This is a genomic window from Leifsonia tongyongensis, assembly GCF_010686705.1.
Lineage (GTDB): Bacteria > Actinomycetota > Actinomycetes > Actinomycetales > Microbacteriaceae > Diaminobutyricibacter > Diaminobutyricibacter tongyongensis.
Map to the genome: position 1 here is coordinate 154763 of NZ_JAAGWY010000005.1, position 16791 is coordinate 171553.

A 16791-nucleotide genomic window follows, 5' to 3' on the forward strand; every position below is an offset into this window, starting at 1 on the left:
GCAACCAACCCGCGTTGTCATATCGGCTTGCATCAGAGTTACTGCTTGTAGCGTCCGGTCGAGACCGAACCGGTGTTTGCGTCTCGGAAAAGTACGCCAATGAACTTGCCAGCCTCAACCACCCACTCGAGGTCGTAGCTCGCACGGTAGCTCGGTGGCCAAAACGACCAGAACTTGCCTTGGTCGTCCACGTACCACTCGCCATCGGTGGGTCGGCCGCGCTCCACGTAGGTCGTCCGACCGTCTGGCAGAAACACCTGGGTGGAGCCGTCTTCGTAGACCAGTTCGCCGACGGTGATGGCGCGTTCGATATCCTCGGCACCAATCGGGCCGCCGCTCTCAGGACTTGAGTTTTTCGTGTGATCGCTCATCGTTGCTCCAATCGGGAAGTTGGGCTAAAGGGAACTATATCGTCCACTATTGGTTTCGCGCAAGCGTGGTGGCGATCCGCCGGGCCGCATTGTCTAGAAGGGGTTTCCTGGCGCTACGGTATGCAGATGACTGACACATTGACACATGAGCCCGAGTACATCGTCGAACACGTAGATGGTCCTCTTGCAGGGACCAGTGACCGACGAATCCTGCTCGACGGAAAAATTGACCCGCGCATCGCGTCGATAGCTGCGGTTCGCGGGCTGGAATCGGTGTTCTGGTACGTCGCCGGCGAAGAACGCGATGTCAACGGCGAGATGTACGTGAGGTACTACTTCGACGCGCCTGATAGCGACCCGGTGGAGACGGTCCGCGACACGGAGTCCAATTGAGGCCAACGAACCAAGCTTGAGGAGCCGCTGAGGTCCGGGCGTGAAGATGATTGCGTTCTCAGCGCGGAATGCTCAGCCCTCAGCGCGGAGTGTCCGTGGTGGTGGCTCGCCGTGTGGCCGCTTCGGAGGCGTCTCGAGCGAGCATTACAGCCGATCGCAGGCTTTCGACGTCATAGGCGCCGTAATGGCGACGGCCGTTGATGAAGAATGTCGGAGTGCCCGCCGCGCCGCTTAGGTCCGCCCCGAGGAGATCTTCCTCCACCCGGTTCTGGAAGGTCCGTCCCGCAAGTTCCTTCCCGAACCGGTCCAAATCCAGCTCCAAGATGGATGCGTAGTTCAGTAGGTCGTCATCGTCGAGGTGATTCTGATTGTGCAAGAGCAAATCATGCATGGCCCAGAATGCACCCTGCGAGCCAGCCGCTTCCGCCGCTTCCGCGGCGGCTTGCGCTCGCGGGTGAACGTCGGCGATCGGGAGATTTCGCCAAACGAAGCGGACATCCTCATCGGAGAGTAGCTGCCGGACCTCCCGCTCAGCTCGGCCGCAGTACGGACATTGAAAGTCGCCGTACTCGACCACGGTAACCGCGGCATTACCGTTCCCGCGGATGTGATCCCTGTTCGGGTCAACCGGGACCACCAAATCCGGCCTCTCGGGCGCATCGCCAAGCAACGCACGAGAACGTCGATCGGGTCCCAACAAGGCTGCCAGCCGAAACACCGCCCAGGTCAGTGCCGTGGCGACAATCGCGGCAACAAGCACTCCCAGTTTTGCCTCCGCAAGCGCCCGACCGGTGAAAGCAATCCCCGCCACCAGCACAGCGACGGTGAACCCGACACCTGCGATCGTGCCGCTTCCAGCCACAGCAACCCAGCCAACCGGCGGTCGGAGCTTCCCCCGACTCAGCCAAGAGATCAACGCAGGAACTCCCAGTACGGCCACGGGTTTACCTACCAGATAGGCGACGATGACACCGAGAGCGACCGGAGACATCAGAGCACCAAGGAGGAAGGAAGGCTCGAGCGAGATCCCGGCGTTCGCCAGCGCAAACAAGGGAACGATCACATAGCTTGTCCACGGCAGGAAAGCTGTTTGCAGCCGCTCGTTCACAGAGAGTGCGCCCTTCAATCCAAGTGTGGCGAGTCGTGCCGACTGAGGCGTCGGCTGCTCGCGAAACCGTCGGAAAGATCCGGCTGCATCGTCGAGGGTGCGCCGGGTCGGCACGCGTGCTGGAGCCGTCAGCCCAGCTATCAATCCCAGCACTATCGGGTCAACTCCACTGAAAAACAGGGCGATCCAGGCGCCGATTGCGGCCGGAACGGCCAGCCAGCTCACGCGGGCCAGCCGATGCGACAGAAGCATGACAGCGAATGCGAAGACCGCGATCATGAGCGGCACAATTTCGACGTGGCCGGTGTAAGCGAACGTGATCACTGCGAGGGCAACGAGGTCGTCAACGATGAAGACTGTGAGAATGAACGCGCGGATTTGGGCAGGGAGAGCCTTCCCGACGAAAGTGATCAAACCCAGAGCGAGGGCAGTGTCGGTCGACATCGCCACCGCCCAACCGTGCTCATTCGCCGTCCCGGCGTTGAACGATAGGAAGATCAAGACTGGCAGCGCCATCCCTGCAAGCCCAGCGGCGATCGGAACGAGTAGGCGCCGATGGTCGCGCAACGCTCCCAAGTCGAGTTCGCGACGGGCTTCCAGCCCGATGACGAGGAAGAAGAACGTCATCAGTCCGGAACTGACGAACTCGGTCAACGTCATGCTCACCTCAGCTGGGCCTAGTCGTGCGGAAACCCGAGTGTTCCAGAATTCCTGATAGCTGTCGCCACCGAGGTTGGACCAGATCAGCGCCGCAGTAATCGCGATGATCAGCAGAACCGAGCTCGCAGCCTCGGTCCGGACAAAGCGGGCAACCCCGAAACCGATGCTGCGTATCCATACGGTGCCACCATCGACACCAGGAGGCGGCCTTCTTCCGCCGATGACGCGGTCACGCCACTTTGAGAAACGATGTCGGCGCGATTCCACAAACGTGGAGGGTCGCGAAAACTTCTGTGCTCGCTGTCCTCGCGTCATTCGGATTCGGCGAAGGTTCGAAGATACGCAATCGCTCCGGCGAGGGATGTTTCCAGGGGGGAGACATCCTTGCAGGTTTGGCAGAGGAGCAGCCCTCCTTGGAGTGCTGCTAGAAGGGTTGTCGCCAGAAGCGCCGCATCTGTGTCCTGGCGCACCAGCCCCAAGTCCTTCATCTGCTGTACGCCCTCAAGGAACGCTCGCTCCCACCGCTGGAAGCTCCTGACGAGCACCATACGAGTGAGGTCGTCACCGTCGGTCAATTCACTCGCCAATGAGCCCAGCGGACATCCGCCGGCGCACCCACTCTTTCTTTGAATGTCGACGACGAAATCGCGCCAAGCATCCCAACTCTCCCAACCGCGAATATTGGTCAAGTGCGGTTCTTGGCCGTTAAGGACCAGTTCGGCTTGCAGTTCTATCACCGCACGAACTAGCTCATTTTTGTCGTCGAAGTAGTGATAGATCTGCGATTTGCCCACCCCGGCTGTTTCGCAGACGCCTTCGATCGTTGTTCCTGCGACCCCGTCGAGAAGCATCAATGATGCGGCAGTGTCGACAATCTTTGATCGGGTCCGTTCGCCTTTCGAGGTAAAAGAACGTGTTGGTGCAGTTTGCATTACGAATCCTCCGGGTTTGGACTCGATATTACATTCCGTTCTCGCTAAAAATGGACTAAAGCGTCCATATAGGTGAAAGGAAGCAACGTGACTCAACATTCACTATCCGGGTGCGTTGCGGTTGTTACCGGGGCTTCTCGCGGGATCGGGCGGGCAACCGCGCTCCAACGAGGAGAGGCCGGCGCGCACCTTGTGCTTGTCGTGCGAACGCAAACGGCCTGGGTCCGATCACAAGAATTGTTGGAGATCGGATCAGAGTTGCACTCGCGGTTCCAGTGGTCGGATGAGTCCGGTTCGCTCGACACTCCGGAGCAGTCCGCGTCGAGTCTTATCCCACGGCGACTGACAACAGGCAGCGGCCAGATTTGGACGGCGGATAGCTCCGGTGCTGCAGCGCAACGCGTGGATTGGTGCCGGAACCAATGACCGACGTTCTGGTCAGCGTGAGTGACGTGGACGAGCAAACGCCCCAAACGAGCAGTCGCAGTTCCGTTCTGCAGTGGCTCACGACGACGGACCACAAGAAGATCGGCTACCTGTACCTGGTCACATCGTTCTTATATTTCCTCTTCGGAGGTGTCCTCGCCCTCGCGATCCGCACCCAGCTCTTCGCGCCGGGGCTTCAGATTGTGCAAACCAAGGAACAGTACAACCAGCTGTTCACAATGCACGGCACCGTCATGCTTTTCATGTTCGCGACCCCGTTGTTCGCTGGATTTACGAACGTCATCATGCCTCTTCAGATCGGCGCTCCCGATGTCGCGTTCCCACGTCTGAACGCGTTCTCCTACTGGCTTTACAGTTTTGGCAGTCTCATCGTGATCGGGGGATACCTCACACCGCAAGGTCCCGCGGACTTCGGGTGGGTGGCCTACCAGCCGCTGGCTAGTCAAACGTTCATGCCGGGACTGGGTGGGAATCTGTGGTTGGCCGGGCTCGCCCTTTCCGGCTTCGGGACCATTCTCGGGGCCGTCAACTTCATCACGACAATCATCACCCTTCGCGCCCCGGGCATGACCATGTTCAGGTTGCCGATCTTCACGTGGAATGCCCTCGTGACGTCGATCCTCGCCCTCATGGTGTTCCCCGTATTCGCGGCAGCAGTCTTTGCAGCGTTCGCCGACCGGGTTTTCGGCGCGCACCTCTTCGACGCAGCAAACGGCGGGGCCCTGCTGTGGCAACACCTGTTCTGGTTCTTCGGTCACCCGGAGGTGTACATCATTGCCATCCCGTTCTTCGGGATCATCTCTGAAGTGCTTCCGGTGTTCAGTCGGAAACCAATTTTCGGCTACAAGTCGCTCGTGTACGCGACAATCGCAATTGCCGCCTTGGCGGTCACCGTCTGGGCGCACCACATGTACGTGACCGGATCCGTCCTGCTGCCCTTTTTCTCTCTCATGACGATGCTCATTGCGGTACCGACCGGCGTGAAGATCTTCAACTGGATTGCAACGATGTGGCGCGGATCGTTGACCTTCGAGACACCCATGCTCTTCAGCATCGGGTTCCTTGTCACTTTCACGTTCGGCGGGCTGACCGGTGTCATTCTCGCCTCACCGCCGCTGGATTTCCACCTGTCGGACTCGTATTTTGTCGTCGCTCACATCCACTATGTCGTCTTCGGGACGGTCGTATTTGCCATGTTCGCCGGCTTCTACTTCTGGTGGCCGAAATGGACCGGGCGCATGCTCAACGAGCGGTTAGGCCATTGGCATTTTTGGTTGCTTTTTGTTGGCTTCCACACGACCTTCCTCATCCAGCATTGGCTCGGCGTGATTGGCATGCCGCGACGGTACGCTACCTACCTTCCCGGAGACGGCTTCACCTGGTTGAACCAGGTGTCCTCCCTCGGGGCGGCCCTCCTGGCGACATCAATGTTGCCGTTCTTCCTCAACGTGTACCTCACCACCCGCAGATCTCCGCGAGTCACCGTGAATGATCCGTGGGGAACGGGCCGCTCACTCGAATGGGCGACAAGTTGTCCTCCGCCGCGCCACAACTTCACGACCATCCCCCGAATCCGTTCTGAGTCGCCGGCATTCGACCTAAACCACCCAGAACAAGTCTCGGGGTTTGATCCCTTGCCCGACAGATCACAACAAACGGCGGGAACGACAAGATGAGCTGCACTGGACTGACGCGACCGCGCATGTTCCACCCGGGCTGCGGACGACCACACGATGCCTGCGCTCGGGAGCGTGCTCCGACATCAAGTTCCACCTTTTAACCAACCATCCACAAGAAAGGTCAGACATGTCAGATAACAATTTCCTCGGCAACGCAGTCAACCGCAGCGCCGAAACCAAAGCAGACCGCGACGGACTGAACGCCATGGTCGCAGCCGCAGAACAGGGCAACGACGTCGCCGAGGCCCCCGAGATCAGCGACAGCACGATCCTCAATTTCGCACTCAACCTCGAATATCTCGAAGCGGAGTTCTACCTCCGAGCCGGCGGCCAGACCCTGCCCGACGACATGACCACGGGTACAGGCACACGCGGCGAGGTCATTGGGGGACGACCGGTCATGTTCCAGAACCCGGTGATCCGCAAATTCGCGGCTGAGATCGCAGCCGACGAGCGGGCACACGTGGCATTCCTCCGCAACGCGCTCGGAAGTGCAGCGGTCTCGCGGCCAGCCATCTCCTTGGACCAGAGTTTCACTGCAGCTGCGCTTGCCGCAGGTCTCATCAAGCCAGGAGAAACGTTCGACGCCTACGCAAACGACCTCAACTTCCTCTTCGCCGCGTTCCTCTTCGAAGACGTCGGCGTCACGGCATTCAAAGGTGCCGCACCATTCATCTCCAACAAGACCTACCTTGACGCCGCCGCTGGCCTGCTTGCCACCGAGGCGTATCACGCTGGAATCGTACGCACCTCGCTGTACAACGAAGGCATGATCAACGACGCCGTCTTCGACGCCGTCCAGAAGATCTCCAACGTGCGAGGCGCCGTCGACGGCGTCGGCGGAGACGACCAGGGTATCGGGACCAAGGCTGAGCTCAACCTCGTACCGACAGATCCCGAAGGACGCGCATTCGGCCGTTCACCCGAACACATCCTCAACATCGTCTACCTCACAGCCGATCGGGCGAGCTCCGGAGGCTTCTACCCGAACGGGCTCAACGGTGATCTCCGAGAAAGCGCCCAGGCTCACTAAACCGTGACACGGGCTGATGCCCGCTCACAGCAAAACCATCGGCGCACCCGTGCCGCCAGCGCCGCACGAAATTGATCAAACTAAGGAGCAAGACATGCCCCCCGAATACAGCAAGACACCAGAAGCCGTGGCCAAGCTCACACCTGAACAGTACGAGGTCACCCAGGAGGCTGCGACTGAGCCAGCCTTCCGAAATGAATACTGGAACAACCATGACGAGGGACTCTACGTGGACATCGTCTCTGGCGAACCCCTCTTCGCCTCCGTCAACAAATTCGACAGCAGCTCCGGATGGCCGAGCTTCACGGTGCCGGTTGCGCCGGAGAACATCGTTGTGAAAGAGGACTCTACTTACGGGATGCGTCGAACCGAAGTCAGATCGAAGCACGGCAATAGCCACCTTGGTCATGTCTTCGACGACGGCCCGTTCGATGAGGGGGGTCTCCGTTATTGCATCAACTCCGCCGCCCTTCGGTTCATCCCCGTCGACCAGCTTGAAGAAGATGGTTTCGCGGAGTTCCGGACACTGTTCTCGACGAAAGAAGCCGAAAAGTGAGTACCGAAGACGCCATCCTCGCGAGCGGATGCTTCTGGGGTGCCCAGGAGCTCTTGCGGTCTAAGCCTGGAGTCATCACCACCCGAACCGGGTATTCCGGCGGTGACACGCCCAACGCGACGTACCGAAACCACGGCGACCACGCCGAAAGCGTTGAGATCCTCTTCAACAATGACGTGATCAGTTTCCGTGAACTGCTCGAGTTCTTCTTCCAGATCCACGACCCTTCCACACCGAACAGCCAGGGAAACGACGTCGGCCGCAGCTATCGCTCCGCCATCTTCTACACCTCCGAGGAACAAAAGCGGGTCGCCCTCGAAACGATTGACGACGTGAACGCATCGGGTCTCTGGCCCGGCAAGGTCGTAACCGAGGTTGTCCCCGCGGGTGACTTTTGGGAGGCCGAACCTGAACACCAGGACTACCTCCAGAACAACCCCTCCGGATACACCTGTCACTATGTGCGGCCCGACTGGAAGCTTCCGGAACGCGACCGGCAACCAGCCTGACGACGCTCACTCAGCACATAAGAGAGGTAACTCATGGCAGTCTTCAGCCGAGGCTTCACAGGCCATCGTCCAGAACCAGACGACAGCCTGCCGCCAGGACAGCATTTGACCCAGAATTTCCCTGTTCTCTCGGCCGGGCCGACCCCTTCAATTGGCACTGACGAATGGGAATTCTTCATCCGCACCGAGAGCGGGAAAACCCACACCTGGAACTGGGCGGAGCTGCGCGCGCTCCCAGCCGAAGAAATAAGCACCGACATCCATTGCGTCACCAGCTGGTCAAAGATCGGAACCCACTGGCGCGGGGTGTCTCTTGACACCCTCTTCGAGGGAGTGGAAACAGACTACAAATACGTGATGGCGCACTCGTATGGCGGGTACACGACAAACCTCGTCTTGAACGAGATCCGTGGCGGGAAAGCGTGGGTCGCTTTCGAATACGACGGCGACGACCTCACGCCCGAACACGGGGGCCCGGCCCGTCTGCTCGTACCCCACCTGTATTTCTGGAAGAGCGCCAAATGGGTACGCGGACTTGTTATGCAAGCGGACGACGAACCCGGATTCTGGGAACAGTACGGCTACAACCTTCACGGCGATCCGTGGCGCGAGGAAAGGTACTCGTGAGCGGTCTGACACCGTGGCATGTTGGAACGCTGATCGACGCCGTTCCGCTGAACCCCAAAGCACGAAGCATCACTTTTGAGGTACCCGACTGGCGAGGCAACCTAGCCGGTCAACACCTTGACGTCCGGCTGACCGCCCCTGACGGATATCAAGCGGTGCGTTCCTACTCGATCGCGTCGTCCGGCCCCGGGACACGCGTCGAGCTGGCCATCGACAAACTTCCCGACGGGGAAGTCTCGCCCTTTCTCGTCGACGGCCTGGAGATAGGAGATTCGGTAGAACTCCGGGGCCCGCTCGGCGGATGGTTCGTATGGACGGAAGAGTTGCATGTTCCTATCCAGCTGATTGCCGGCGGTTCCGGCGTGGTCCCCTTTATCGCAATGGCCCGCCGACACAAGCTGACAGGCAGCACAATCCCGATGCACCTCTTGTATTCGCTCCGAGGCCCAAACGACGCGTTCTACCGCGAGGAACTGGCACTCCTCAACGAGGATGTCGACGTCACCTGGCACTACACACGCGTCGCGCCACAGGGATGGGGTGCGGAGCCCAGGCGACTCACGCACTCTGACCTAAAAGCAGCGCTGCTGCCCCCGGAGGGCGACACGCGTGTCTACATCTGCGGGCCTACCGAGTTCGTCGAAACCGTCGCGGAGGCTCTCGGAGACCTCGGGTATCCGTCGGAGTCTATTCGCACAGAAAGGTTCGGTGGAACATGAGCGGCGATCATCTCGACGGAAATGTCTTAGCGGGTCCATTGTGCGATGTGTTCGAGCTCGATGTCACAACCATGAACGGTCAATGCGCGAACTGTGATGACGTCGCAGTTCTGGCCCAAGCGATGGTCTACGGGTCACCGATGGGCTTCGTCGTAAGGTGCAGAACCTGCGGGGAAGTGCTCGCCGTCCTCGTTGAGCGGTCGCCGCGACGTCGTCTTGCCTTGCAAGGACTTCGCTGGATCGATGTCGGCAACTAACGCACAACGTCCCGGACAAACGACCTCATCTAGCCCTAACTGTTCGAAGAACGACACTCGAAAGAACCATGAAGACCGAAAACCCCCCACTTCTCATTCCTGACCTCCAGACCATCGCCGACTTGGCTGCCCAGCTTCGCGTGGATTCGATCCGGTCCACGACGAGTGCGGGCTCAGGCGACCCTTTGCCGAGCATGTCGGCCGCGGACCTACTCGCCATTCTGATCAGCCGCCACTTCCGTTACGACTGGGATCGCGCGACCCGTACGCCAGACAACGATCACTTGATATTCTCCAAACCCGGGGCGTCACCGCTCCTATACGCCATGTACAAGGCGGTCGGGGTCATCTCTGACAACGAACTGGTTCAGGACTATCGCCGCTTCGGGAGCCGGCTCCAAGCGCATCCGATGCCAATTCTTCCCTGGGTGGACTTCGCCACTGGCTCGCCCGGCCAGGGACTCCCTGAAGCCGTCGGAATAGCGCTCGCCGGCAAACATCTGGAGAACCTCGCATACCGTGTCTGGGTCCTCTGTGGTGAGAGCGAACTGACCGAGGGATCCGTCTGGGAAGCAATGGAAACGGCCTCGCGGTATCAGCTTTCGAATCTCATCACCATCGTTGACGCGAGTCAGGCGAGCCAGCGCGACTCCAAGGGCCTTGACTTCGACCTTGAAACCTACGCGAAGCGTTTTGAGGCGTTCGGCGCGCACGTCATCCGCGTAAACGGCCACGACCTTGAAGAAGTCGACGCGGCACTCGCTCGCGCCTGCGGAGGCTTTGAGAGTAAGCCGATCGTGATCCTCGCGCAGACAATCAAAGGCCGCGGGTCGTCTCTCTTAGAACTAGACGACTCGCAGGGCAATCCCCTCCCACCGGGCACCTCCCGCCAGGCGATTCGTGAGCTCGGCGGGGAGAGGCACTTAATGGTCCGTGGGCCCAAACCCACGCAGCGTGCCGCCTCTGTCATCCAAGACACCGAACTTGACGACGACGCTCCGGCTCTCACCTATACATCCGACGCACAGATTTCCACGCAATCGGCGTACCAAGACGCGCTGTTAGATCTCGCTGGACGCCGAGCCAACGTCGTCCTTCTTGACGCCGAGGTCGCCCATCCGACTTTCGACCACAAGTTCGCCGCGACATTTTCAAAACGCTCCTTTGAGCTGGGTTTCGCCGAGCAACAACTCGTGGCGACCGCGACGGGTCTGAGCGTCCGCAACTTCATCCCGTTTGCATCCACTTCCGCTGCCTTCCTCACCCGCGCTTACGACGTCATCAGGATGGCCGGAATTTCTGGCGCGAGCATTCGGCTTGTCGGCTCACACGCTGGCGTCGAGGTCGGCGCCGACGGCCCCTCACAGATGGCGCTCGAGGACATTGCCATGATGCGATCAATCAACGACGCAACGGTTCTCTACCCGAGCGACGCGGTCAGCACCCAAGCGTTAGTGGAACAAATGGCCAACCGTACAGGGGTGTCTTACCTACGGACCACACTGGGCGGATATCCGGTGCTGTATGAGCAGGGGACGGCATTTCCAATAGGCGGCTCGAAGGTCCCTTTATCAAGCAGCAACGACCACGTAACTCTTGTCGGCGCCGGCGTCACTCTTCACGAATGTCTCGCCGCATCGAAGTTGCTCGCCGAGATGGGTATTCGGGCAATGGTGATCGACGCCTACTCGATCCGACCGTTTGATGGGTCCACCATCCGCAAGGCAGTGGATTCGACCTATGGCCGGATCGTAGTTGCGGAGGACCACCACCCAGAAGGGGGCCTCGGCGAGGCCGTTTTAACAGCGCTCACCGAAGGCACAAAGTCAAAGGTGCGAATCGAACACCTGGCCGTGCGCGACATCCCCAGCTCCGGCACCACGAGGCAGCTGCTGTCCGCAACTGGCATCGACCGCGAAGCGATCAGCCAGGCGGCGCAGCGACTAGTAGACGGGCATTGAGTGGCTCAAACAGATCCCACCGGGGCGAGGATAAGAGTATCGAGAGGTGAGCTGCATGTCGGGAAAAGAATCAGCGTCGCCAAAGGAGGAACACAATGAAAGACAAGAAGCCAAAGCCAGTACAGCACTTTCCCGTGATGGACGGGGCGGGCCCCGCACCAAGAGCGGACCAGATCGCCGGCATCGTCCAACGCGTATGGGCAGAGTCGAGGGTGTACCACGAAGATGTCGAGACGCTTCTCCGAGAGTGGCTCGGAGTCGAGGGATGTATCGTGCGCGACGAAGAGTTTGCGTTACTGCTCGACAAAGCACGGACCGAATTCACAAGACTCGCGGCCCATTCTGAAGCGGATGAGGCACCGCATTGCGCCGCCCACGACCTCGTCGAGTGTCTCTACTGGGATGTACAACGCCTCGAGCGAATCCAACCCGGAGCCCCCGAGACAGCCTGACCCGTTTGCAGTGGAAACACTCAGGCGCGGTTGAAGCCCCACAACCGCTGTACTCGAGATTTTTTGATCCCGGTAGGAGCGATTAAGAACCTCAATATAGGGCAGGAAATGCTCCATTCATGCATCCCGCCTCAGGCACTACATCCGTCCAGCAATCAACCATGAAGTTGCAATTACGAGAGAAGAAGATGAATCTGCAAACAATTGACCAGGGAATAGTTAGTAAGGTCGGCCCTTACGCGGACGCGATCGTGATCCCCGCCGACTACGAGCAGATTCTCGTTTCGGGCACGCCAGGCATCGATCAGGATGGCGAATTGCCCGCTGACATCACCGGGCAGTCCGAACAAGCCTGGGAAAACGTCGTCAGGATTCTGGAAGCGGCAGACGCCACAGTGGGCAACATCGTGTTCATCCGCCAGTGGCTGACCAACGAGTCAGACGTCGACGGTTACTTGGCTGTCCGCTCCCGGTACCTGAACCACCGGCCGGGGATGATGCTCGGCGTTGTTAAGGCGCTACTGCGCCCGGAGTTTCTCCTTGTGCTCGAGGTCGTAGCCGCACGACCCATTCGCGAGCCATGAACTTGATGACCGTCTCCCTGCCGTACAAGTCGAAATTGCATTCGGCGGTCTGTAACCCGGTGCCCATTGGCGCGAGCAGAAGGGTCACCGGGTTGCGGTCCTGTTTGTGTAGCCGTGATACAGCTCAGCTACGCACCACCGCGACGGTCTCCTGAACGATCGGGAGCACGTCTGCGGTGAACGACGGATTCCACGAAAGCTGGTTGTTTGCAGCTCCCGACGGAGGTTGCATTCTGGGGAGTCTGCTCAAGAAGTAGTTGTTCTATCGAGTGTGCACTGATCGTGAACTTGAACGGGGGCGCAAGGCTGCTCCGCGGCTCGAGACTGCCAGATGAGGTTTACTGCTTCTCTACGTGCTTCACCCCGGGGTGAGCGACGTCAACAAGGTCTTCATACTGAGGGTGGCTGTCGATGAAGGTCCTGACGATCGGGCAGATGATCGTCACGGTTCTGTTCTGCGACCGAATGATTTCGAGAATACGGCGGATCATTTCGGTTGCAACACCCTGATGACGGTACTCCGGGTACACGGACGCGGCCAGGAGAACAACTCGGGTTCCGAGCAATGAATATGTGATCCCGCCGATCTCCGTATCGCCGACGAATGCCACGTAGACGCCATGCTCTACATCGTCGACAAGCCCGAAGTCGAACTCTGGCTTGACGTCCATATCGAGGACTTCGTCAATCAGGATCTTCTGGTCCTGGCTCAGTGCACCTGTCCCGTCTGGGTAGCCGGCTGTATCGGGGTACTCGAATTCGTAGCGAGCGGGTACGAAAGCTGCGGTCATGGTGGGGTGTCCTTTCGGTTGGGGTTTTGAGGGGGAGTTCTCGTTCGGGGGCCGGGTCATCCTCCCGCGATCGTAGGCTTTCAAGATCGATCGCGGGTTGTCAGTTTGCGCTTACACGCTGGAGTGATCCGGCAAATCGGTGCCCTTCGTGTTCTGTCGACGATGGGCGGTTTTGCTGGGAGCCCGCTCAAGCAAAGAGGTTGTGGGCACCGCAGGATGAGTTGTGCCGCGGCTTGTAGCGCAGTGGACCACCCAGCTCGAACTGAGCGTCGTCCACAAACGTTCACCCTGCGCAGGGCTTCGAGATCGCGATTCGACGCGGCCCTTAGCGCTCTTGTGGGAGCGGGCACAGGTGTCCCTAACCCTCTAGGTAGCCGTTAACGGTCAAGAAAGCCCGGATCTTTCGGCGGGCGTCAAACACCGTCTTGTAGATGGCATTGCGGTTCGATCCTGACTCGGAAACCACCGTGTCTAGCGGGGTGCCGTGGACAACGATCGCGACGAAGACGCGGCGCTGATGCTCGGTTAGCGTTTCGTCAACTGCTCGCCGGACGGCCGAGATTAGCTCTCGTTGGATTGCCTGACTTAGCGGGTCGATAGCTCGGTCTGCTGGGAGGCGGTCCCATTCCTCAGTATCTAGAGCATCTAATCGCGATCGCCAGACGTTGCGGCCGATCTTGTTTTTCACCTCCAGCACGACGAAACGGTATGCCCAGCTGGTGAACCGGCTTTCCCCCCGGAAAGTAGCGAGCTTTGAGAGCAACGCGACCATCGCATCGTCGGCGGCTTGAACGGCGATATCGTCGAGTTCCGGTCCGCTGATCCGAACAACTGGTCCACGTTGATATGCCTCATACCTGGCCACCCTCAACAGCATCTCGTGCAATCGGGCCAGCGCCACATATCGCCTAACTCCAGTGTCGCCAAGCGGATTGAGCCACGACGCGGATTCCGCATCAACCACGACTATGCCTGATTCGAAGACTTTTTCAGCCCCTCGCCGTCGCATATCCAATTCGCGTGCCGATTCACAGTGCGATGGTCGACCGCGCATAGCAGAACGTCATTCTCGTCTCTTGCATGTGAATACAGCGCGGGATCACTCGGGTTCGACAACCTGAAACGGTCATGAGTGGCGACTTTCGAGGCGCAGGACAGCGGTCATCGGAAGTCCGGATAAGCGCGTCCTCGCTGTCACCCCGCAATTTCCACCAACCGGACGGTCATGAGGGGAAACCAATTCGCGATCTGGTCCCTCGCAGGATGCACCCGAGTTCCGCATGCCTGTCGTAAGGCTCTGTGTGCGTCGAATCGCCTGGTTGCATAGTTGTTTCGCTCCCATGTGGGGTTTCTGTCGGAGACACTTTTGGCGTCGCGCGCTCAAAGCGTTCATCGACCTACGCAGTGAGATAACGGGACTATATAGTCCAGAATAGAGGGCTTGGCCGCGTTCGACAACCGGACAATCGACCAAGCGACTCCGATGACATGTGCAGAGATCATAGGGTCAGGCGTGGGGGAGGCGCACCGGATGCGTAGGATGACCTGTAAGCGCTAATTGAAAAGTGGACTACCCAGTCCGAACGGCACAGTGGGGAAGGCTGTCCTCGCCGCCGCACAGATGCTCGAGCTCACCAACCGTGGTCACGGGTCTGGGACACTTCCGTCCTTATGGCCAATCTCGGTCGTACGATAGCAGTGTGGAGGAAAGCTCGACGAAAGAAGCCAAGAGGCGCTTGACGGCGCGCGGCGCAAAGACGCGATCAAAGATTGTTGAGGCCGCCGCCGACTTGATTCGCGTCCAAGGAGTTGGAGGCACGACTCTGGACGACGTCGTCTTGGCGAGCAATGTCAGTAAGTCACAGCTATATCGGCACTTCGAAGATAAGTCGGCCCTAGTGCGAGCCGTGATCGAGTATGTGGGTGACCGAAAGATCGCTGGCGAGCGAGATCGCCTTGAGAAAGTGCGAACCTTCGCCGGTTTGCAACGTTGGCGAGATGCGATCATCGAGAATAACGCGCTGCACGAGGGTCGGTATGGATGTTCTTTGGGGTCTCTTGCGAACGAAGTCTCTGATCAAGACGCGATTGCAAGACTTAAACTCCAGGACCTGTTCACCGCTTGGCAGCAGCTCTTCGAGGGCGTGCTCCGAAGATTTCAGCAGGAAGGCCTCATCCCGCAGGATGCTGACATCATGCAGCTCGCGACGGGGTTCGTAGCGGCAGTCCAAGGCGGATACCTCTTGGCGCAAACGGCGCGTGACGTGACGCTGATGGCATCCTCAATCGATATGGCGATTTCATATCTTCGGCTGTTGTCGCGCGAACAAGTTGAAGCAGTGTAAGCATCAGTTCAACGCCGGAAATGTAGGCGGATGCAATGTCATCTGACCATGGGGCCCGGCCAGGCAAGACATTCGATTTGGATCAGTTCTGCGTCGCCATCTGATCGGTGTGCTCCGCCGCATGCTTCCGAATCTGCTCGATGTCGACGTTCCTGACCTTCTCAATTACCTCAGCGAGAGCTGTAGCAGGGAGGGCTCCGGCCTGGTTGAGAACGAGCACGCCGTCGCGGAATGCCATCAGAGTCGGAATCGCCGTGATGCCTGCAGCGGTCGCCACGCGGTAATCCGCTTCGGTATCGAGCTTGCCGTGGACAATATCGGGGTTGTCATAAGCGGACTGCTCGAAGATTGGCGCGAACTGAGGGCCGGCACCACGTAGCCCAGAAATCGACGAGGACGATGTCGTTTTCCTTGATGGTGCTCTGAAAGTTGTCGTCGGTGAGCTCGATCGTTCCCATAATGCTTCCCTTCTCAGACGCGTGGATATTTCCAGCGTGATGTGCGGCGATCAGCGCGGAAGATAGAAATGGAACCATAGGATTCGCCGCACGGCTGATCTGAACTCGCACTCATCAGCGTCAACGATTCGGGATGTCTTACCGACAAAGTCGATCTTCTCGATGGCTGGAACGCTTCGGCAGGGAGCTGACCCCGACCGCCCGGAGGAGGACACGATTTCGCAGGAGACAGGCGGATCCAATTGACGCAGCAGGACCTCACCAGCATGCTGGGTTGGCTTGGATGTTCTACACCGAATAGTTCAAGCTAGCCTTTCGTGAGCTTTACCGACCGCCAGCGAATTGATCGAGGCAAGCGATGCTAAGCGATGAATATGGTGTCCTCGATGCCGTGCGCTCCCGTGTGAAGCAGCAGTTGCCCGGTGCCGAATTTGTGATTGTTCGCAGCGCCGAACCGCCGTGGGAGTGGTCGCTTCAGGTTGCTCTACCGGGTGGTCACCCAAGGCATTTGTATTGGCGGTCGAACCAATGGCACTCGACGATGCGCTACGTGGGTGAGGATTCCGAGGTGGTCTATGTCCTTGAGTCAATTGCGTCGGCGGTGGACGAGATCGGAGCCGTTGACCGTGGTCAAGTTATTGCGTTGGCGGCCGCCGGAAGTGTTGCACTCGATGTGATTGCGGACGGGCACACAGACGAAACCCCGATCGGAGCCGCGGAGGTACAAGCGGCGCTCGCAGTCTTCGGTGCCGTTGTCATGACCCTCGAGGAGAGTCAGCGACCCGAAACGTGGGGTGACCCTGAAACGCGGGCATTGGCGTCTACGTTGCGTTCAGAGTGGCTGATCGGCAGGCTGGACGACCTACAGGGATAACGTCATTCGGTGAAGTGGCTTTGGCGGGAGCCGAA

At 59.2% G+C, this 16791-nt stretch carries 21 protein-coding genes; 14 read left to right on the top strand and 7 right to left on the bottom strand.

The window, feature by feature from the left end; translation table 11 throughout:
* Positions 1-38: 38 nt before the first annotated feature.
* The gene (locus G3T36_RS18105; RefSeq protein WP_163291263.1) at positions 39-371 is read right to left on the bottom strand and encodes a hypothetical protein; all 333 of its coding nucleotides are present in this window, start codon (positions 369-371) and stop codon (positions 39-41) included.
* A gap of 126 nt (positions 372-497) precedes the next feature.
* Between G3T36_RS18105 and G3T36_RS18110 the strand changes: the two genes are divergently transcribed.
* A complete protein-coding gene (locus G3T36_RS18110; protein WP_163291264.1) occupies positions 498-764 on the top strand; it encodes a hypothetical protein in 267 nt (88 codons plus the stop codon).
* A gap of 79 nt (positions 765-843) precedes the next feature.
* On the opposite strand, the gene G3T36_RS18115 is transcribed toward G3T36_RS18110, so the two are convergent.
* Together G3T36_RS18115 and G3T36_RS18120 are read right to left on the bottom strand one after the other, a co-directional pair.
* Complete coding sequence (locus G3T36_RS18115; RefSeq protein ID WP_205245087.1) at positions 844-2799, bottom strand: Na+/H+ antiporter NhaA; 1956 nt, start codon at positions 2797-2799, stop codon at positions 844-846.
* A gap of 44 nt (positions 2800-2843) precedes the next feature.
* Complete coding sequence (locus G3T36_RS18120; RefSeq protein ID WP_163291266.1) at positions 2844-3464, bottom strand: TetR/AcrR family transcriptional regulator; 621 nt, start codon at positions 3462-3464, stop codon at positions 2844-2846.
* An 87-nt stretch (positions 3465-3551) separates the two neighbouring features.
* Here G3T36_RS18120 and G3T36_RS18125 point away from each other — a divergent pair, with 87 nt between their 5' ends.
* From G3T36_RS18125 to G3T36_RS18170, 11 genes are all read left to right on the top strand, one after another.
* Positions 3552-3890, top strand: coding sequence for an SDR family NAD(P)-dependent oxidoreductase (locus G3T36_RS18125; protein ID WP_163291267.1), 339 nt, complete (start codon positions 3552-3554; stop codon positions 3888-3890).
* Positions 3887-5587, top strand: a complete 1701-nt coding sequence (gene ctaD / locus G3T36_RS18130; RefSeq protein WP_163291268.1) for an aa3-type cytochrome oxidase subunit I — start codon at positions 3887-3889, stop codon at positions 5585-5587. The genes G3T36_RS18125 and ctaD overlap by 4 nt, the downstream gene beginning before the upstream one ends.
* Before the next feature lie 130 nt (positions 5588-5717).
* Positions 5718-6623 carry a ferritin-like domain-containing protein gene (locus G3T36_RS18135; RefSeq protein WP_163291269.1) on the top strand — a complete coding sequence of 302 codons (906 nt, stop codon included), beginning with the start codon at positions 5718-5720 and terminating at the stop codon, positions 6621-6623.
* A 94-nt stretch (positions 6624-6717) separates the two neighbouring features.
* Complete coding sequence (msrB, locus tag G3T36_RS18140; protein ID WP_163291270.1) at positions 6718-7179, top strand: peptide-methionine (R)-S-oxide reductase MsrB; 462 nt, start codon at positions 6718-6720, stop codon at positions 7177-7179.
* On the top strand, positions 7176-7688 hold the full coding sequence (gene msrA / locus G3T36_RS18145) for a peptide-methionine (S)-S-oxide reductase MsrA (RefSeq protein ID WP_163291271.1): 513 nt from the start codon (positions 7176-7178) through the stop codon (positions 7686-7688). Before msrB ends, msrA begins: the two co-directional genes overlap by 4 nt.
* Before the next feature lie 33 nt (positions 7689-7721).
* Entirely contained in the window at positions 7722-8315 is a 594-nt protein-coding gene (locus G3T36_RS18150; RefSeq protein ID WP_163291272.1) for a molybdopterin-dependent oxidoreductase, read from the top strand.
* Positions 8312-9034 carry an FAD-binding oxidoreductase gene (locus tag G3T36_RS18155; RefSeq protein WP_338031631.1) on the top strand — a complete coding sequence of 241 codons (723 nt, stop codon included), beginning with the start codon at positions 8312-8314 and terminating at the stop codon, positions 9032-9034. Before G3T36_RS18150 ends, G3T36_RS18155 begins: the two co-directional genes overlap by 4 nt.
* Complete coding sequence (locus tag G3T36_RS19890; protein ID WP_240148645.1) at positions 9031-9291, top strand: DUF6510 family protein; 261 nt, start codon at positions 9031-9033, stop codon at positions 9289-9291. Before G3T36_RS18155 ends, G3T36_RS19890 begins: the two co-directional genes overlap by 4 nt.
* Positions 9292-9359: 68 nt before the next feature.
* Positions 9360-11252 carry a transketolase gene (locus G3T36_RS18160; RefSeq protein ID WP_163291274.1) on the top strand — a complete coding sequence of 631 codons (1893 nt, stop codon included), beginning with the start codon at positions 9360-9362 and terminating at the stop codon, positions 11250-11252.
* Between the two features lie 95 nt (positions 11253-11347).
* The gene (locus G3T36_RS18165; RefSeq protein ID WP_163291275.1) at positions 11348-11704 is read left to right on the top strand and encodes a hypothetical protein; all 357 of its coding nucleotides are present in this window, start codon (positions 11348-11350) and stop codon (positions 11702-11704) included.
* A 161-nt stretch (positions 11705-11865) separates the two neighbouring features.
* Positions 11866-12288 (top strand): RidA family protein, encoded by a 423-nt coding sequence (locus tag G3T36_RS18170; RefSeq protein ID WP_163291276.1) that lies wholly within the window; start codon positions 11866-11868, stop codon positions 12286-12288.
* A gap of 338 nt (positions 12289-12626) precedes the next feature.
* Here G3T36_RS18170 and G3T36_RS18175 read toward each other — a convergent pair whose 3' ends face one another.
* A complete protein-coding gene (locus tag G3T36_RS18175; RefSeq protein ID WP_163291277.1) occupies positions 12627-13079 on the bottom strand; it encodes a GNAT family N-acetyltransferase in 453 nt (150 codons plus the stop codon).
* 358 nt (positions 13080-13437) lie between these two features.
* Positions 13438-14043 (bottom strand): sigma-70 family RNA polymerase sigma factor, encoded by a 606-nt coding sequence (locus G3T36_RS18180; protein ID WP_205245088.1) that lies wholly within the window; start codon positions 14041-14043, stop codon positions 13438-13440.
* Between the two features lie 736 nt (positions 14044-14779).
* Between G3T36_RS18180 and G3T36_RS18185 the strand changes: the two genes are divergently transcribed.
* The gene (locus G3T36_RS18185) at positions 14780-15424 is read left to right on the top strand and encodes a TetR/AcrR family transcriptional regulator (RefSeq protein ID WP_338031632.1); all 645 of its coding nucleotides are present in this window, start codon (positions 14780-14782) and stop codon (positions 15422-15424) included.
* A gap of 82 nt (positions 15425-15506) precedes the next feature.
* Here G3T36_RS18185 and G3T36_RS18190 read toward each other — a convergent pair whose 3' ends face one another.
* Both G3T36_RS18190 and G3T36_RS20195 read right to left on the bottom strand, forming a co-directional pair.
* Positions 15507-15812, bottom strand: coding sequence for a thioredoxin domain-containing protein (locus G3T36_RS18190; RefSeq protein ID WP_338031648.1), 306 nt, complete (start codon positions 15810-15812; stop codon positions 15507-15509).
* Positions 15751-15960, bottom strand: a complete 210-nt coding sequence (locus tag G3T36_RS20195) for a thioredoxin family protein (RefSeq protein ID WP_338031649.1) — start codon at positions 15958-15960, stop codon at positions 15751-15753. The genes G3T36_RS18190 and G3T36_RS20195 overlap by 62 nt, the downstream gene beginning before the upstream one ends.
* Positions 15961-16240: 280 nt before the next feature.
* Here G3T36_RS20195 and G3T36_RS18195 point away from each other — a divergent pair, with 280 nt between their 5' ends.
* Positions 16241-16756 carry a hypothetical protein gene (locus G3T36_RS18195; RefSeq protein ID WP_163291278.1) on the top strand — a complete coding sequence of 172 codons (516 nt, stop codon included), beginning with the start codon at positions 16241-16243 and terminating at the stop codon, positions 16754-16756.
* Positions 16757-16791: the final 35 nt, after the last annotated feature.

Bases quoted from the DNA above. Each gene is read 5' to 3' on its own strand.
- G3T36_RS18175 (WP_163291277.1), bottom strand. From the start codon at position 13,079: ATGACCGCAGCTTTCGTACCCGCTCGCTACGAATTCGAGTACCCCGAT.
- G3T36_RS18195 (WP_163291278.1), top strand. From the start codon at position 16,241: ATGCTAAGCGATGAATATGGTGTCCTCGATGCCGTGCGCTCCCGTGTG.
- G3T36_RS19890 (WP_240148645.1), top strand. From the start codon at position 9,031: ATGAGCGGCGATCATCTCGACGGAAATGTCTTAGCGGGTCCATTGTGC.
- G3T36_RS18135 (WP_163291269.1), top strand. From the start codon at position 5,718: ATGTCAGATAACAATTTCCTCGGCAACGCAGTCAACCGCAGCGCCGAA.
- G3T36_RS18170 (WP_163291276.1), top strand. From the start codon at position 11,866: ATGAAGTTGCAATTACGAGAGAAGAAGATGAATCTGCAAACAATTGAC.
- G3T36_RS20195 (WP_338031649.1), bottom strand. From the start codon at position 15,960: ATGGTTCCATTTCTATCTTCCGCGCTGATCGCCGCACATCACGCTGGA.
- G3T36_RS18165 (WP_163291275.1), top strand. From the start codon at position 11,348: ATGAAAGACAAGAAGCCAAAGCCAGTACAGCACTTTCCCGTGATGGAC.
- G3T36_RS18110 (WP_163291264.1), top strand. From the start codon at position 498: ATGACTGACACATTGACACATGAGCCCGAGTACATCGTCGAACACGTA.
- ctaD (WP_163291268.1), top strand. From the start codon at position 3,887: ATGACCGACGTTCTGGTCAGCGTGAGTGACGTGGACGAGCAAACGCCC.
- msrB (WP_163291270.1), top strand. From the start codon at position 6,718: ATGCCCCCCGAATACAGCAAGACACCAGAAGCCGTGGCCAAGCTCACA.
- G3T36_RS18120 (WP_163291266.1), bottom strand. From the start codon at position 3,464: ATGCAAACTGCACCAACACGTTCTTTTACCTCGAAAGGCGAACGGACC.
- G3T36_RS18160 (WP_163291274.1), top strand. From the start codon at position 9,360: ATGAAGACCGAAAACCCCCCACTTCTCATTCCTGACCTCCAGACCATC.
- G3T36_RS18105 (WP_163291263.1), bottom strand. From the start codon at position 371: ATGAGCGATCACACGAAAAACTCAAGTCCTGAGAGCGGCGGCCCGATT.
- G3T36_RS18150 (WP_163291272.1), top strand. From the start codon at position 7,722: ATGGCAGTCTTCAGCCGAGGCTTCACAGGCCATCGTCCAGAACCAGAC.